The 15,707-nt window shown below is 47.9% G+C and carries 14 protein-coding genes and 2 pseudogenes; 7 read left to right on the forward strand and 9 right to left on the reverse strand.

Translation table 11 applies throughout. From position 1 onward, the window contains the following. Nucleotides 1–213: 213 nt before the first annotated feature. From RH46_RS04090 to RH46_RS04120, 7 genes are all read right to left on the reverse strand, one after another. A complete protein-coding gene (locus RH46_RS04090; protein WP_006878140.1) occupies nucleotides 214–966 on the reverse strand; it encodes a substrate-binding periplasmic protein in 753 nt (250 codons plus the stop codon). 152 nt (nucleotides 967–1,118) lie between these two features. Beyond that, nucleotides 1,119–2,321 (reverse strand): enoyl-ACP reductase FabV, encoded by a 1,203-nt coding sequence (gene fabV, locus RH46_RS04095; RefSeq protein WP_006878141.1) that lies wholly within the window; start codon nucleotides 2,319–2,321, stop codon nucleotides 1,119–1,121. 203 nt (nucleotides 2,322–2,524) lie between these two features. Beyond that, nucleotides 2,525–4,816: an acyl-CoA dehydrogenase gene (locus tag RH46_RS04100; protein ID WP_006878142.1), complete on the reverse strand. Its 2,292-nt coding sequence runs from the start codon at nucleotides 4,814–4,816 to the stop codon at nucleotides 2,525–2,527. A gap of 65 nt (nucleotides 4,817–4,881) precedes the next feature. Then, complete coding sequence (psrA, locus tag RH46_RS04105) at nucleotides 4,882–5,508, reverse strand: TetR family transcriptional repressor PsrA (RefSeq protein WP_006878143.1); 627 nt, start codon at nucleotides 5,506–5,508, stop codon at nucleotides 4,882–4,884. Nucleotides 5,509–5,863: 355 nt separating this feature from the next. After that, nucleotides 5,864–6,250, reverse strand: coding sequence for a GtrA family protein (locus tag RH46_RS04110; protein WP_006878144.1), 387 nt, complete (start codon nucleotides 6,248–6,250; stop codon nucleotides 5,864–5,866). Then, on the reverse strand, nucleotides 6,247–7,668 hold the full coding sequence (locus tag RH46_RS04115; protein ID WP_040895124.1) for an ArnT family glycosyltransferase: 1,422 nt from the start codon (nucleotides 7,666–7,668) through the stop codon (nucleotides 6,247–6,249). Before RH46_RS04115 ends, RH46_RS04110 begins: the two co-directional genes overlap by 4 nt. After that, a complete protein-coding gene (locus RH46_RS04120; protein ID WP_006878146.1) occupies nucleotides 7,665–8,669 on the reverse strand; it encodes a glycosyltransferase family 2 protein in 1,005 nt (334 codons plus the stop codon). The genes RH46_RS04115 and RH46_RS04120 overlap by 4 nt, the downstream gene beginning before the upstream one ends. A 155-nt stretch (nucleotides 8,670–8,824) precedes the next feature. Between RH46_RS04120 and RH46_RS04125 the strand changes: the two genes are divergently transcribed. The 5 genes from RH46_RS04125 to RH46_RS04145 all read left to right on the forward strand — a co-directional run bounded on the left by RH46_RS04125 (nucleotide 8,825) and on the right by RH46_RS04145 (nucleotide 12,473). After that, nucleotides 8,825–9,502 carry a response regulator transcription factor gene (locus RH46_RS04125; protein WP_006878147.1) on the forward strand — a complete coding sequence of 226 codons (678 nt, stop codon included), beginning with the start codon at nucleotides 8,825–8,827 and terminating at the stop codon, nucleotides 9,500–9,502. Further along, nucleotides 9,499–10,761 (forward strand): sensor histidine kinase, encoded by a 1,263-nt coding sequence (locus RH46_RS04130; RefSeq protein WP_006878148.1) that lies wholly within the window; start codon nucleotides 9,499–9,501, stop codon nucleotides 10,759–10,761. Before RH46_RS04125 ends, RH46_RS04130 begins: the two co-directional genes overlap by 4 nt. 67 nt (nucleotides 10,762–10,828) lie before the next feature. Beyond that, entirely contained in the window at nucleotides 10,829–11,740 is a 912-nt protein-coding gene (locus RH46_RS04135; protein ID WP_006878149.1) for a 1-aminocyclopropane-1-carboxylate deaminase/D-cysteine desulfhydrase, read from the forward strand. Further along, complete coding sequence (locus tag RH46_RS04140) at nucleotides 11,737–12,048, forward strand: DUF1496 domain-containing protein (RefSeq protein ID WP_006878150.1); 312 nt, start codon at nucleotides 11,737–11,739, stop codon at nucleotides 12,046–12,048. The genes RH46_RS04135 and RH46_RS04140 overlap by 4 nt, the downstream gene beginning before the upstream one ends. 20 nt (nucleotides 12,049–12,068) lie before the next feature. Next, nucleotides 12,069–12,473: a PPC domain-containing DNA-binding protein gene (locus tag RH46_RS04145; protein WP_006878151.1), complete on the forward strand. Its 405-nt coding sequence runs from the start codon at nucleotides 12,069–12,071 to the stop codon at nucleotides 12,471–12,473. A 67-nt stretch (nucleotides 12,474–12,540) separates the two neighbouring features. Here the strand turns inward: RH46_RS04145 and RH46_RS04150 are convergent. Together RH46_RS04150 and RH46_RS22595 are read right to left on the reverse strand one after the other, a co-directional pair. Next, nucleotides 12,541–13,887, reverse strand: a pseudogene (locus RH46_RS04150) (PTS fructose transporter subunit IIBC); the annotation flags it as partial. 86 nt (nucleotides 13,888–13,973) lie between these two features. Continuing rightward, nucleotides 13,974–14,409: pseudogene (locus RH46_RS22595) on the reverse strand (PTS sugar transporter subunit IIA); the annotation flags it as partial. Nucleotides 14,410–14,610: 201 nt separating this feature from the next. Here RH46_RS22595 and RH46_RS04155 point away from each other — a divergent pair. Both RH46_RS04155 and RH46_RS04160 read left to right on the forward strand, forming a co-directional pair. Next, nucleotides 14,611–14,913 (forward strand): PTS fructose transporter subunit IIB, encoded by a 303-nt coding sequence (locus RH46_RS04155; protein WP_006878153.1) that lies wholly within the window; start codon nucleotides 14,611–14,613, stop codon nucleotides 14,911–14,913. Between the two features lie 8 nt (nucleotides 14,914–14,921). Further along, nucleotides 14,922–15,704 carry a PTS sugar transporter subunit IIA gene (locus RH46_RS04160; protein WP_006878154.1) on the forward strand — a complete coding sequence of 261 codons (783 nt, stop codon included), beginning with the start codon at nucleotides 14,922–14,924 and terminating at the stop codon, nucleotides 15,702–15,704. The last annotated feature ends 3 nt before the right edge of the window (nucleotides 15,705–15,707 follow it).

Here is a 15,707-nt window from a genome sequence, read left to right on the forward strand (position 1 = left end):
ATTTTAGACGTAAGTCCCTAACAAAAAACTCTGTATCAGATACCTACTCAACATCTATAACGTGCACCTCTCGAAGGGCGCAGCCCGTTCTAAATTCTCGCAGGACGAAGTCCGTTCTCGGAGCGAAGCGTTCTCATATCTCGTAGGGCGAAGCCCGATCTCAGAGCGCAGCGTTCTAGATTGTCGAAGCGAAGCGCTCTAGTCCTCCCCCTGTCACTCTGCCGCTTTAATCCCATACTTAGCTTGCAGTTGACTCACTTGCTCTGCATGAGTGATTAGGTATTGGTTAAAGTCACTGATTAGACTTGGGTTGTTGATATTCGAAAGGTGATAACTGCCACCATCCGATTCGAGCAACCAGGTATTTACATCCAGACTAATGCTCTGATCCATCTGTGACAGCAGAAATTGCCCGACGCTGCGATCCATCACTACCCCTTGAACCCGGCCTTTAAACACCATCTCTAGCAGTAACTCTGGATTATCCGCTTCAAGCACTTTTAGCTGGCCACTTTCAATTTCTTCTGACAGTTTCCAGGGAGTCATGCCTCTTACGATACCTAGCTTGTTGAAGTTAGCCAGCCGTAAGTCTTTATCTTTCTGCTGCACGTACATGACTTCTTCGAGTTCAATCACTGGTGTTGAGTAATTGATTTGGTAGCCGACTCTCGATTCTGTATTCCATAAATCGCTATCAGGAAACTTTGCATCAATCTCACCGCTGTAAAACTTCTTATATAAGCGGTTGATTGGCAACGCTAGATAGTCCACTTTGTAGCCATAGGCCTGACCAAAGTTATTGAGAAGTTCTGGCACGTAGCCGGAATAGGAATCCATCGACTTATCATAGGCGTAGAGCGGGTAATAGTTGATGTTCTCGATACCGATTGTGATCGATTTTGCGTAGCCGTTTAAAGACAACAAAACAGATAGCAGCAATCCAACTGCTCGTGAGCCTTTCATCATCGTCTATGCTCTCCAGCGACTAATACCTGCTGTAATTATAGACTCGAAACGCTTTCCATCAGTTCAAATCGCAACACTTTGTTCTCGCAAACAAAAAGGGTTGATGCGTAGCACCAACCCTTAAGTCGTATCTCGAAGCTATACGTTCTCTATCAAATCTCGATAAAGTCTGCTTCTACAGCTGGATTAACGTCAGCATCGTAATCAACACCTTCAACACCGAAGCCGAATAGCTTCAAGAACTCTTCTTTGTACTCAACGTAGTCAGTTAGCTCTTTTAGGTTTTCAGATGTGATTTGTGGCCATAGGTCACGACAGTGTTGCTGGATGTCATCACGTAGTTCCCAGTCATCAAGACGTAGACGGTTCTTGTCGTCTACTTCAGCAGCAGAGCCATCTTCTTTGTACAGACGCTGGCTGAACATACGGAAGATCTGTTCCATACAGCCTTCATGAACGCCTTCTTCACGCATCTTCTTGAATACCATTGCGATGTACAGTGGCATTACAGGAATTGCAGAACTTGCCTGAGTAACAACAGACTTAAGAACAGCTACGTTAGCGGTACCGCCAGTTGCAGATAGTTTGTCGTTAAGAGCTGCCGCTGCGCGATCAAGATCCATCTTCGCTTTACCTAGTGCGCCATCCCAGTAGATAGGCCAAGTAAGCTCAGTACCGATGTAGCTGTATGCTACCGTCTTACAACCGTCAGCCAGAACACCCGCTTCAGATAGCGCGTTGATCCAAAGTTCCCAATCTTCACCGCCCATTACAGTAACAGTGTCTTTGATCTCTTCTTCAGTTGCAGGCTCTACGCTCGCTTCAATGATCACGTCTTTGTTAGTGTCTACCGCAGTAGATGTGTAAGTGTCACCGATAGGTTTTAGAGATGAACGGATAACTTCACCCGTCTCTGGCATTTTACGTACTGGAGAAGCCAGTGAGTAAACCACCATATCAATCTGACCAAGGTCTTCTTTAATCAGATCAATTGTTTTCTGTTTCGCTTCATTCGAGAAAGCGTCACCGTTTAGGCTCTTAGCGTAAAGACCTTCTTCACGCGCCAGCTTTTCAAATGCTACTGAGTTGTAGAAACCAGCCGTGCCAGGTTTCTTCTCTGTGCCTTCTTTTTCGAAGAAAACACCGATAGTTGAAGCACCGCCACCAAATGCCGCAGCGATACGAGAAGATAGACCGTAGCCACTTGAAGCACCAACAACAAGTACACGCTTAGGTGCATCTTTGATTGGGCCTTGTGCTTTAGTGTAAGCAATTTGTTCTTTTACGTTAGCTTCACAGCCCATTGGGTGCGTAGTAGTACAGATAAATCCGCGAATTCTAGGTTTGATGATCATATTCAACTTCCTTAACAAAACCCCGCTAGGATAAAAGTTTCACCCGCAGTTCGCATCTAATTTCTGTAAAAATGTCGGTAAAATGCAAGTGGTTGGAGCACTTTCAGTCAGGATTATTAAATTCTGCACAAAATAAAGGCACCTACAGTGAGGTGCCTTGAATTTGAGCGAGTTTTTATCTAGTGCAGAGCAAAATGTCTAAATTACGCTGCGCTATCCAACTTTGCTTTCGACTTTTTTGTCTCGCCATGGGTGCGAACTTCGCTGAAATCATGGCTAAAGTGGTCAACTTGAATCGCTTTGTAACGTAACTGGTCTGCTGCCACAATTTGATCCACTTCTTCCTGAGTTAATACGTCTGCTTCAAGTGCTTGTACCAAACGATCTTTTAACAGACCTTTACGAGCCACTTTACCCTCTTTAGCAGCACGCATCAGTTTACGCTCCAGCCCCTTAACGCCGTACATAGCCAGGAATGCATTTTCCATCAGACCAACACTGTCATTCTCGTCTTTACCGATGTAGCAAAGATGAGTCAGGCGGTCACGGTGTGCACCTGGAGTCATCAGGCTTTCCGCCAACTTCACTGTCAGATTATCGCTTGGTTTCTGGTAGTGATTACCGAGTGGGAAGACCAAACCTTTCAACAAACGACCAACCGCTTTCTGAGGGTAGTTAGTGAACGCTTCCTGTAACGACTGAGCGGCATGGTACAGACAGTGCTGAACAGCGTAGTGAACGTAGTCCAGATCCTGTTGCTGACGACCTTCATCTTCATATTTCTTAAGTGCTGCTGATGCCATGTACAGGTAAGCAAGCACATCACCTAAACGGGCTGAGATCATCTCTTTACGTTTCAGATCACCACCGAGTGTTGCCATCGCGATATCAGCACTTACCGCCAAAGCACGACTCAAACGAGTCATCTCTTTGTAGTACTTCTGAGTTGGACCGCTCATGTTCGCTTTGATAAAGCGAGAGCCTGTTAATGCCGCACCAAATGCACCGAAGGTGTTCTTCATTGCGTGACCGATGTGCTTGAACAGCAGATCATCAAACTCTTTCGCACCTTGCTTTTCATCTGGATTTGCCGCTGCTTCCATCTCCTTAAGGACGTATGGGTGACAGCGTGTCGCACCCTGACCAAAGATCATCAGGTTACGAGTCAGAATGTTTGCACCTTCTACAGTAATCGCTACCGGAATACCAAGGTATGGAGCCGCTAAGTAGTTCATTGGACCATCTTGGATTGCACGACCTGAGTGGATATCCATAGAATCATCCAGAATAGTACGTGCCATCTCTGTCATGTGGTATTTAGCGATTGCAGTCACAATGCCCGGCTTCTCTTTCAGATCAAGCGAGGTCGTTGTCAGAGTGCGGCTTGCTTCTAGTAAGTAGGTTAAGCCACCGATGCGACCTAGTGCCTCTGCAACACCTTCAAACTTACCAATCGACATACCGAACTGCTTACGGACGTAGGCATAAGCACCAGTAGTACGCGCCGTCAGGTGACCCATCGCAGTGCCAAGAGCCGGTAGTGAAATACCACGACCTGCAGACAGACACTCAACCAGCATACGCCAGCCTTTGCCTGCGTAGTCCTGTCCACCGATTAGCCACTCCATAGGAATAAAGACATCTTTACCGCGAGTTGGACCATTCATAAACGCCAGACCAAGTGGATCGTGACGCTCACCAATCTCAACGCCTTTGTGATCCGCAGGGATCAGAGCACAAGTGATTCCGAGCTCTTTCTTATCACCCATCAAACCGTCTGGGTCGTACATCTTAAATGCCAGACCAAGTACAGTCGCAACTGGTGCCAGAGTAATGTAGCGCTTGTTCCAGTTGAGGCGGATACCCAGCACTTCTTTACCTTCATGTTCGCCGTAACAAACAATGCCGTCATCTGGAATACCACCAGCATCCGAACCAGCTTCAGGGCCAGTCAGGGCAAAACAAGGAATATCAGTACCGTCAGCCAGACGAGGCAACCAGTAATCCTTCTGCTCTTGAGTACCGTAGTGAGACAGCAGCTCACCCGGACCAAGTGAGTTAGGTACCATTACTGATACCGCAGCACTGATACTACGAGTCGCGATACGAGATACGATGGTCGAGTTCGCTAGCGATGAAAACTCACGGCCACCGTACTCTTTTGAAATGATTAGCGAGAAGAAACGCTCTTTACGTAGGTATTCCCACACTTCTGGCGGAAGGTCGCGGTCTTCTTTAACGATTTTATGGTCATCCAGCATGGATAGCAGCGTCTCTAGTTCATTATTCATGAACGCTTGCTCATCTGCCGTCAATGTTGGTGTTGGGTACTGGTGCAACTTAGCGAAGTCTGGACGACCAGAGAAAAGCTCTCCATCCCACCATACACTGCCCGCTTCCATTGCTTCTTTCTCAGTGCTAGACAGAGGTGGCAGCACTTTTTTAAACATTTTGAAAGCTGGGTCACTTACCCATTTTTGTCTTAGAGAGCTCATAATCAGATCCTTTTGTTCACTGTGTGGTGGTCCAATATTCTTGTTTTTTATTTAATTAATTTAGTTTATTCCGCAGCGACGCCTGCTGCTAAAAATGGAATTAGTTGGTCAACGACAGATTTCGCATCCATCGCTTTGCCGTAATCATTTTCTGCGATTTCAAGTAGTGCCTGGCTTGAAGCCATAGTGAAAACGCAGGTACCTAAGGTGAAGTGCAAACGCCAGAACAACTCTTCCTGGGTCAGTTTCGGGTTTGCCTTCATCACCGACTCGGTAAATAACGACAAGGTATCCTGGTAACGAGTGGTGATGAACCAACGCAAGTGGCCCTGCACATCGGTATAGCCACGGCCAATCAACAGCATGAAACGACTGGTACCATTTGGTCTCACATCATTTAAATTACGTAATGGTGAGCGCAATGACTCAAACACATCCGCCATCTCATAGCTGTCATTCAGATTGAGATTAATCAGTGCATCCTGTACCGCAGGCATAAAAGCCTCCAGATAACGATTAAGTACCGCTCGAACCAAGGTTTTCTTATCACCAAAGTGATAATTCACCGAAGCCAGGTTTACGCCAGCTTTACTGGTAATTGTTCTTAAAGAGGTATCTTTAAAACCGTGTTCTGCGAACAAGGCTTCCGCTACATCAAGGATTTTCTCTTTGGTTGAGTTTCTCGCTGGCATTTCAATCACTCGTATTAAACAACTGTTTGAAATATACAGCCGAAACACAAAAGCAACAAGTTATTAACATCACACTTTTAACGATTGGTCTGACCAGAGCAAAAAGGACTGTCGTAACAGGCTGAAAAGAAGGGAATAAAAGAAAATTTAAAATTTTTGGGAACTGTTTTGAATTCCCTCGGTCTGAATAATTGTAGTTAGCAGAGTGTTCGAGGGTTAAACAACCCGATAAGTTTACAGGCCGTCAAACTTGTTTTCTTACTGAAGCTACTAATTTACGCTGCTTTTTCTTATTAACTCCTATGTTTATTTGTATCCGCCCAGAGCCTGCTTGCTCTGGGCTTTTTTTATTCAGCTAACTCTGTTTAAACACCCAGCGCTTACTTATCAGATAGTTACTAACCATCCCAGCCAGTACCCCCGCCGCCAGAGCAACCATTGGTACCATTCCACTTCCGCCAAGCAGTAACAAAATCGACTTAAACACCACAAGGTTTGGCACGGCTGATACACTGGCTACCGAGACAAACTTCAGCCATTGCTTTAAACGCTGTCGTTGGTGACTGGCAAAGGTAAAGCGCCGATTGCCATACCAAGTCACGGTTGCCGCGCAAAAGAATGCCAGGATACGAGCGGTTAACGGCTCAAGCTGAAACAGATAAAAACAGACAGAGAAAACGCTAGCATCGGCGAGAAAGCCGATGCTACCTACCAAAGCAAAGCGCACTACTTTGCTATTCATGACGTATCACCGCAGCGATAGAGTGAGCGTCGGCTCTTAGCGGTAAACTCGATAATGCAATCCAATTGCCGCTCTTGAACCAGTTTATCAACTACGGGTTGCTCACCGATTAACTGAACCTGAGGTAGACGATCAAGCAGCGACTCGTCTTTAAGCAACTTGGCCTTACCCGAGCTATAAAACTGACCAGAGAACGGCCGCGAACCCACGTAATAGGTCGCGATATCTGGATCGGCCATCGCAAGAACAACTTTGTCACTGCGTTTATCGCCAACATCAAAATGAATGAAGCCTACAGCGATAATCAATAATGTCGGTACCACACATGCAGTAAGCTTGAACCACTTCTTATCCTCTTCCATATCGGATACCAGTATGGCGATTAGCAGACCAATCGCTGGAACACCCGGTAATACATAGGCAGGTAAAATGTTGCCCGAGAAGGTAAACAGGATAAGTGGAGACAAGAGCCAAAATAGTAGAAAACTGACCAAGCCTTGCTGACGATGAACATTGCTGGCAAGCGCCTTTCTTTTTCTCCACATCAGTATTGGCAGTACCAGTGACCACGGGGCGGCAGAATAGAGCCAGAACAGCCAGATAGTCCCTCTTACCTCGTCATGAGCGCTGCCATACAGATCCCCTTGCCAACCACTGACCAGAAAACGCTTAACATGCTCACCAATAATAAAGTAATCGAGAAAACCAGGGGTTGCGCGTTCAGCGAGCACATACCAAGGCAGTGCAATCGCCAGCATCAACAAAGTGCCCTTAACCAGTGGGAAACGTTGCCATAGCAACTTGACGCCATTCACCGCGCCATGTTGCAGCATCAACCAGGGCACCACCGCCAACCCCATTAAAACAATAACCAGAGGCCCTTTAGCGAGCAGTCCAATTGCCAGACCAACAAAACCTACATATCCCCAGTACTTAGTTGGACAATCTTGTTGATGGCTCTGCCAATGCAGATAGAAACCCAACATCGCCAACGTAAGCCCCAGAGTGAGCGCCATATCTGTCATCACCGCACCAGCCGCAATAGAGAAAATACCACAGGTCGCTAATACCAGAGCGGTCACTAAACCACTGTAGCCCAGACGTTTGGCAAACATCGCCATCATCACAATGACCACTACACCAGCAATCCAGTGAGGGACACGAACAGCAAACTCACTCACGCCCAAGGTCTCAATGCCGAAAGCACTCATCCACGTAAACAGCGGAGGCTTGCCCCAGAAAGGCACACCATAATCAAACTGCGGAGTAATCCAGTTACCTGTCTCCGTCATCAGGCGAGCCATCTCTCCATATCTGGCTTCCGTAGTATCCATTAACGGATACGCACCTAAAGTGAGTAATCTGATCAACAGGGCGGCACCTAAGATCCCCCATAAATGAACTCGGTTGAACCTCACGCTCGTTTCTCCGCAGTTTGTTGCTGTGACTGAGTCTGTTTCTCTGTCACTGACTGAACCAGATAAAGTGGTCTCTGTTTGGTTTCAATAAAAATGCGGCCAATGTATTCGCCAAGAATGCCAATAGTCAGGAGCTGAACGCCGCCAAGAGCAAGTTGCGCCACCATCATTGATGGGTAACCTGTGACAGGATCACCAAACAGCAGCGTTTTCACCACTATCATCATGCCGTAGATAAAAGCGCCACTGGCAATCAGGCAGCCAAGCACCGTCGCCAGTCGCAGTGGACGAATAGAGAATGCAGTAATACCATCCACCGCCAGACCAATCAGCTTGAAGTAGTTCCACTTGGTCTCACCACAAAAGCGAGCATCGCGTTGAAACTGCACCGTCACCTGCTTGAATCCGGGCCAGGCAAAGATGCCTTTCATATAACGGTTACTTTCAGGCAGACGGTTGATGTGGTCAACGACTTGTCGTGATAGCAGACGAAAATCACCGACATTTTCTGGAATAGGTGACTTCACCATCACATTGAGTAAACGATAGAAGGCCGCTGCGGATTTGCGCTTGAACCAAGTCTCCCCCAGCCTCTCCGAGCGCTGCATATTAACGACGTCATACCCTTCTCGCCATTTAGCCAGCATTTGCGGGATGAGCTCGGGCGGATCTTGCAGGTCAGCATCAATCAGAATCACCGCCAGACCACAGCTGTGTTCAAGCCCAGCGCTCATCGCCGCTTCTTTGCCGAAGTTACGACTTAACGCGACGCTTTTAATCGTTGCAGCATCGGATGTGAATGATTCAACCACAGCCTGACTGTTGTCACTGCTGCCATCGTCGATATAGATGATCTCACTGCTATCCGGCAGTTGTTCCAGAACCGCGCTCAATCTCGAATGGAGTTCAGGCAACACATCCTGTTCATTGAAATAGGGTACGACTACGCTGAGTGTGACCGGTGGTTTAGTATGATTTGGCACTGAGGTTACAATACCCATATTGCCCCCTATATAATTAAGAGTCCTTGTTGCTCAGCTTGTTGCAGCTGGGCTTTGAAAAGGCAATCTAGCAATCAGGATGTGAAAAGCATGTTGTTCACGCTTTTTTCACACTTCGCTTGAGATCATTCAGCGCCTGCCTAAGAGAGAGTGTTATGAACAGAGTTTTACTGGTTGAAGATAATCGCGAAGTCGCGGGAATACTGTTTGATTACTTCGAGTGTGAAGGAATGGAACTGGATTATGCCGACAACGGCGAGCTCGGTCTGAAACTAGCACTTGAAGGCAACTTCGACCTAATCCTGCTTGACCTGATGCTGCCTCGTATGGATGGGCTGACCGTTTGCAACAAACTTCGAGAAGCCGGTAATAGCACTCCTATTCTGATGCTAACTGCTTTGGACAATCGAGATGACATGCTGCGCGGCTTTGAGCACGGCGCCGATGACTACCTGACCAAACCTTTCGATCTGGAAATTCTCGAAGCACGTATCATGGCACTAATCAAACGCTACCGCGGTCAGGTCGCAAGCTCTACCCTCAGCTTTGGTAGCCTTAAAATCGATCAAAAGACCCGCCAGGCTTACCGTCAGGACAAGCTGCTGGCACTCAATCCAACCACCTACACCATCTTGGAAATGTTGTGCAAACGCGCACCCGAGGTGGTCACCCGCCGCGACATCTCTGAAAAACTCTGGCAAGAGAGCGAACCTAACAACGACGTATTACGAAGCCACATTTATCAGTTAAGAAATCAACTCGATAAACCCTTTGCTAGTCCGATGCTAACCACAATTCCTAAAATTGGTTTTCGCTTAGAGGATATCGAATGATCAACGATTACCTCTCCAATACCCGAACCCTCACTGGGCGACTGGCGGTATTCTTTACCGGGATGTCCTGCGTAATCGGTGTAGTGACGTTTTGCATTTTCTATTTCGCCTTGCAATGGTCAGAAGACCGTGTTGGTGAAAGAAGAATACTGATTGATCGCGATAGCGCGGTGGAGCGATTTCTGTCCGGTGAACAAGGTGAAATACGCTTGGATTCACTGACCATAGCCTATAACGACCCACAAATCGTCCCTGAACAATATCGCCCCTACATCATTAACTATGATACTTACCTGGGTGAAGTTGGTACCACCTTTTCACCAAACGGTCACATGCTTTACAAAGGCTACTACGTCGACAATGGTCAACGTAAAACCGTTGTGCTGCTCTCTTTGATTGATCAGGTAGAGTTCGGCAATGAAGAGATTTTATACTCCGGGCTGATCGTGATTGTTTTCGTATCACTGTTGATGTTTACCTTCGGGACTCTGCTGTTCCGTCTTTCCAGGCGTTTGATTGAGCCAGTTAACGACATCACCAGACAGCTCAATGATCTTGCAGGCGACACGTCTACCGCCTTCACCATTAATCACCAAGCCGCCGATGAATTTCAGTTACTGACTACCCATCTTAATCAGTACCGCAAGGAACTTAATTTCGCCTTAAAACGAGAACAGGCTTTTGCCCGCTATGCCAGTCATGAGCTAAGAACGCCGTTGACCGTGGTCAAAGGGGCGAACAAACTGCTGAGCCGCAGTGAACACACCGAATTTCAGCACCGACAGATCACCCGTATTGAAGATGCAACCACAGAAATGATCACTATGGTCGATGCGCTACTCTCAATCGTCCGTTACGAACGTAATGTCTCTGACGCTCCTTTGCGCACGGTTGAACAGAGTGAGTTTGAAACCATTATTGCGACCAATAGCGCCTACGCGGTTGATAAATCGTTGCAGATCGAACTTAATTTTGAAGCCAGCCCTGAGATCAGGGCAACTCAGGCGGTTCTCAACATGGTGCTGGGCAATCTGATACGCAACGCAATTGCTGCTTGTGAGCAAGGGGTGCTGACCATTAAAGTCTCTGCCACGCACATTGAAGTGATCGATGATGGTACGGGCTTATCTGACCAACCTGATACAGACGGACACGGTTTGGGCCTGTTGATTGTCGATGACCTGTGTCGACGTTACCAGTGGCATTTTGAACTGGGTAATCATCCCACTCGCGGCTGCGTAGCCTCAATAAAATTTTGATCTAGATTGATACACACCAATCGCGATCCGTTAAGATGGTCAGCCGTTTGATTAACTACCTCTATCAATGAAGCTCGCCAATACTCCGATTACCCAGCACCAATTTGCCGACATCCCGTTTTACCTTAAGCGTGATGACCAGATCCACAGTCATTTTAGTGGTAATAAAGCGCGCAAATTTATGGCAATACTGGAACAGGATTATCCGGATATCCGCACACTGATTAGCTATGGTAGTGCACAGGCTAACTCGCTCTTTTCGCTGGCTTCGTTAGCCTCTATCAAAGGTTGGAAGTTTGAGTTTTATGTCGATCACCTACCCCAATGGCTGACCGACAAACCTATCGGTAACTATCGCGGAGCACTTGAACTTGGGGCTAAAGTCATTGCTACCTCTGACTATCAGCTTCATCCAAGGGATTACATCGAACAGATACGCCAACCGGACAGTAGCTGCCTAGTGATCCCCGAAGGTGGGCGCTCAACCATAGCTCGAGCGGGTATAGAACAACTGGCAAGAGAGATCCTCTCGTGGACCCGTTTTGAACCATACAATGACTTTGTCGTTGCCCTGCCCGCTGGCACCGGGACTACCGCACTCTACCTGCACAAGTATCTTAAGCCCCACTCAATACCGGTGATCACCTGTCCATGTGTGGGTGGAAAAGAGTATCTCATCAAACAGTTTGAACAGCTCGGAGAGAGTGACTTTCCGCAAATACTGGAACTGGAGACTAAACACCATTTTGGCAAGCTCTATCGACAAGATTATCTGATTTGGAAGCAACTTCTCGCCGATACCTGTGTAGAGTTCGATCTCCTCTACGACCCTATGATGTGGCAGTGTCTACAATCATGGTATAAAGAGAATCAAGACAAAACCATCATATACGTCCATCAGGGCGGCATCTTGGGTAACGAGAGTATGCTGCCTCGCTATGAGCGAAAATATGGTCCAGACCTTGGAGATAATCAATGAAGTCGATCCTGCCCCTGCTGTTAACAGCAGTCACTCTGCCAGCCATGGCCAATACGATAAGCATCCCAGCCAATCCGGTTGTCGGCATTAACGCCAGCGAAGTAGCCAAGCGTGTCTGTTACTATCAGGATCAAGCTTATTCTGATGGCGCTATTATTCAGGTCGGTGAACATTACATGGTCTGTTCTTCAGCCAACAGTTTTGAGACCAATGGTGCTCTGAAATGGAACCAGCTAGATGAGCAAGCTGCTCGTCAGGCTGAAGAGAAAACCAAGACCAAAGCTGTGAAACGCTACTCAACCAACTAAGTGCAGTAAAAGGACATCCGTTGATTTCACCTATTGCCGTTCGTCTGACTAAAGGCGACGACCTGAAACTTGCCCTGCAACAACTGGTTTCTCAGCATCAGATTAATGCAGGCAGCATCGCTTCCTGTGTCGGCTGCTTTACCCATCTAAAACTTCGATTAGCAGGCGCTACCGAAACACTGCAACTCAATGAACCGCTAGAGATTGTGTCGGTTATGGGCACACTGACACCTGACCACCAGCACGTGCATCTTTCTGTCTCCCGCAAGGATGGTTCTGTCGTCGGTGGTCACCTGATGGAAGGTTGCCTGATTGATACTACCGCCGAACTGATTGTTCACAAGTACCATCAGTTTAGCTTCAGCCGTGAACATGACCCAAAGACTGGCTACACGGAACTGCAAGTTAATCCCGCAGACAAATGAAAAAAGGCTCCATGAAACATGGAGCCAGGAGCATAAATAGTTCGGGGGAACTATTTGACTAAATACGTTATCGTTTCGACTGAATCAGGGCGGCAGCGTTGTGCATAGCATCCTTGGTACTAACATCGATAATGGCAATATTCTTGAACCTCTCTGGCTCTTTAATCGCAACATCATGTGCAAAGATCACCAGCTTTGCCCGCGCTATATCGCGCTCAGTAATGCGATTATTGATCCCATCTGCGCCCTGAGTTTCGACCTTAATTCTCACTCCTACCGTATACGCCGCCTTCTCCAGTGATTTCGCGGCCAAGAAGGTGTGCGCTACGCCAGACGGACACGAGGTCACCGCCAGGACATCGGCCTCCCCTTCGCCCTGTACCGAAGAATAGACACGCTTAAGTGAACCATAGTCATCTTCGTCTTTAACGTTTTTCTTCAACAGAATGACGATACAGGCCGTCGTTAAGGAACCCGCTATGGTACCGATAATATAACCAAGCTTGCCGTCGACCACTGGCAGAACAATCCAGCCCCCCCATGGCGCATGGTTCAGCACATGGAACATAAACCCAATCACGTTGCCGACGATACCGCCCGCAACAATCGCAGGTAATACACGCGCTGGATCGGCAGCGGCAAAGGGAATCGCCCCTTCACTGATACCAATCATGCCCATAATCCCGGCTGCTTTGCCAGCTTCACGCTCATCGCGCTTAAACTTCTGCGGCGAAAGCAAGGTCGCCAACGCCAAACCAAGAGGTGGCGTACAGATTGCGATCCCCACCCCGCCCATTAGCCATGGCTGAGTATTGACCTGAGTCTGGGCAAACAGAGTGGCAACTTTATTAATTGGCCCGCCCATATCGAACGCGGTCATGGCACCCAGCACCGTTCCTAACACCACCTTGCCCGAGCCAGCCATATCAGTCAGCAAGGTATTCAGTGAGGTCATGGTTGAAGAGATCGGAGCGCCAATCACCCACATCACCGCACCACAGGTGACAAAAGTACCCACCAGCGGATAAATAAAAATACTGCCCAGCGAAATCATGCTTTCGGGCAATTTGATTTTCTTCAGTAGCAGCACCACATAGCCAGCGAAAAAGCCGACCACGATTGCGCCAAGGAAACCGGTACTGTATTGGTCAACCGCAACCCAGGAGCCAATCATGCCCGGAGCAAGTCCCGGCTTATCAGCGATGGAATAAGCAATATATCCACCCAGCACAGCAGTAAACAGCGTCAGGCCTGCGATGCCCATACGAGCCATATCGGCCAGAATCCCTTGTTCAGGGACAGCGCCATGACCTGAAATCATGACCGATAGAGACAACAGAACACCACCAGCAACAATAAACGGAATCATGTGCGAGGTACCAAACAGCAGATGCTCTTTAACTCTGGCCAGCTGGCGAGTAACTAAACTTTGCGGCTGAGACTGCAGCTCCTGGATCATGAGTGCTTGCTGCAGTTCAGCATCTGCTTGTTCATCTGTAATCAGCGTTAAGGCCTGCTCAAGGCTCTCAGCGTTTTTGAGCTGTTCGATAAACTCTGCTTCAATCAGTTTGCTCGAAAGCTGAGCCAGCACTTCGATATGGTGATGGTCATCTCCATCGGGTGACGCTAGCATAAAAAATACGTCGGACAGCTCACCATCCTCTGCGCCGTAATCAATACCGCTACGACTGATACCGATCGCCACCGCAGGTTTTGCTACCGCCGAACTCTTAGCATGTGGAATCGCAATGCCATCTTCAAAACCTGTATTACCAATTTTTTCGCGCGCCCACAGGTCAGCCAGAAACTGCTCTTTATCAGCCAGTTTTCCCGCCCTGTCTAACATGCCAACCAACTCTTCGAAGACTTCCTGTTTGGTTGTCGCTGTCAGTTCCAAACAGAGCGTCTCTGCCTGAACCAGGTTTGTAATGTCCATTATCTGTACCTTGCTGTGCCCGCGCTCGAACATAGATTAATCAGCCCTACCTGTCAGAGATATAGGACTAAAACTGCATTAACTGGATTATTGTAACACTGATAATAAAGTGTGATGTACATCGGTCATTTTATTGCCCTGCGCCAATGCAATCTCAGTTCGCTGTGCTAATATCCGCCAAAATACCCTCAGAGATTTATTATGAAAATTATTGCTGTCACTGCCTGTCCTACCGGCATTGCACATACCTATATGGCAGCAGATGCGTTAACCAAAGCTGCGCCAAAACACTCTGTCCAGATCAAAGTAGAAACCCAGGGTGCAATGGGTATAGAAAATCTGCTTACGCCTCATGACATCGCCAACGCTGATAAGGTATTAATCGTCTCAGATATAGAGATCGAACAGGTTGCACGCTTTGATAGTATCCCTTGCGTCAGAATCTCAATCGAAGAGGTGCTGCTTAACGTCGATAAGGTATTCATTGCCCACTGCCGGGCATAAACCTGCCTATGACTGAGTATCAGATCACCTTTCTTGTCAGTGATGCCAACGCCGCGGCTCACATCGCTCAACCGCTTCGCCAGCTAGCGAAAAAGTTCAAGAGTAACATTCGCATCATCAACATCACCCGTAACCGCAGCGCCGATTTAACTAGGTCGGTTGCGATGCTTCAGGCAGGTTTAGTGGCAGGCGATCTATGCCAGATCACCGCCTTTGGTATCGATGCTGAGCTGGCGTGCTTTGTGATTAAAGATGTCATCGCTGAACATTATGATCTGGTGGGCTCGCATATTAACCATGAGTTCTCAAGTAAACTTGCCAAGCGACTGCCACAACTGACGACTCCAAGTCCCGTCGAGTGGCATTACGCTAAAGCCCACACTGAACTGACTAAGTTTGAGTGTCTGAAGGGGCTGGCACAGCTCATTCATCCTACTGAGCCTGACGAACTCATTCTTGCTTTTATCAAACGAGAAGAGCGCTCTTCCACCTGCGTGACATCGGGAATTGCCCTGCCTCATGTGATGTTTGAAGGGAAAGAAGTCGAACAGATCTCCATTGCAGTAATTAGCAGTGAAACACCCATCGACTGGGCCTCTCAAGTGGGACCGGTTCACCTTGCTATAGCACTGGTGATGCCTGCGTCGCCCACTCGCGATCAAATCATTACTGCGACTAACCTGACTCGTAACCTGCTGTCAGGCCAACTGGCTGAACGCCTGCTGACCACCAAAAGCAGCATCGATTTGCAAGCTTTGCTGATGTACTCAATGTCGCGCCTGATGGGCTAGCCG

Origin of the sequence: Vibrio brasiliensis LMG 20546 (assembly GCF_000189255.1) — a bacterium.
GTDB lineage: Bacteria > Pseudomonadota > Gammaproteobacteria > Enterobacterales > Vibrionaceae > Vibrio > Vibrio brasiliensis.

Bases quoted from the DNA above. Each gene is read 5' to 3' on its own strand.
- RH46_RS04090 (WP_006878140.1), bottom strand. From the start codon at position 966: ATGATGAAAGGCTCACGAGCAGTTGGATTGCTGCTATCTGTTTTGTTG.
- fabV (WP_006878141.1), bottom strand. From the start codon at position 2,321: ATGATCATCAAACCTAGAATTCGCGGATTTATCTGTACTACTACGCAC.
- RH46_RS04100 (WP_006878142.1), bottom strand. From the start codon at position 4,816: ATGAGCTCTCTAAGACAAAAATGGGTAAGTGACCCAGCTTTCAAAATG.
- psrA (WP_006878143.1), bottom strand. From the start codon at position 5,508: ATGCCAGCGAGAAACTCAACCAAAGAGAAAATCCTTGATGTAGCGGAA.
- RH46_RS04110 (WP_006878144.1), bottom strand. From the start codon at position 6,250: ATGAATAGCAAAGTAGTGCGCTTTGCTTTGGTAGGTAGCATCGGCTTT.
- RH46_RS04120 (WP_006878146.1), bottom strand. From the start codon at position 8,669: ATGGGTATTGTAACCTCAGTGCCAAATCATACTAAACCACCGGTCACA.
- RH46_RS04125 (WP_006878147.1), top strand. From the start codon at position 8,825: ATGAACAGAGTTTTACTGGTTGAAGATAATCGCGAAGTCGCGGGAATA.
- RH46_RS04130 (WP_006878148.1), top strand. From the start codon at position 9,499: ATGATCAACGATTACCTCTCCAATACCCGAACCCTCACTGGGCGACTG.
- RH46_RS04135 (WP_006878149.1), top strand. From the start codon at position 10,829: ATGAAGCTCGCCAATACTCCGATTACCCAGCACCAATTTGCCGACATC.
- RH46_RS04140 (WP_006878150.1), top strand. From the start codon at position 11,737: ATGAAGTCGATCCTGCCCCTGCTGTTAACAGCAGTCACTCTGCCAGCC.
- RH46_RS04155 (WP_006878153.1), top strand. From the start codon at position 14,611: ATGAAAATTATTGCTGTCACTGCCTGTCCTACCGGCATTGCACATACC.
- RH46_RS04160 (WP_006878154.1), top strand. From the start codon at position 14,922: ATGACTGAGTATCAGATCACCTTTCTTGTCAGTGATGCCAACGCCGCG.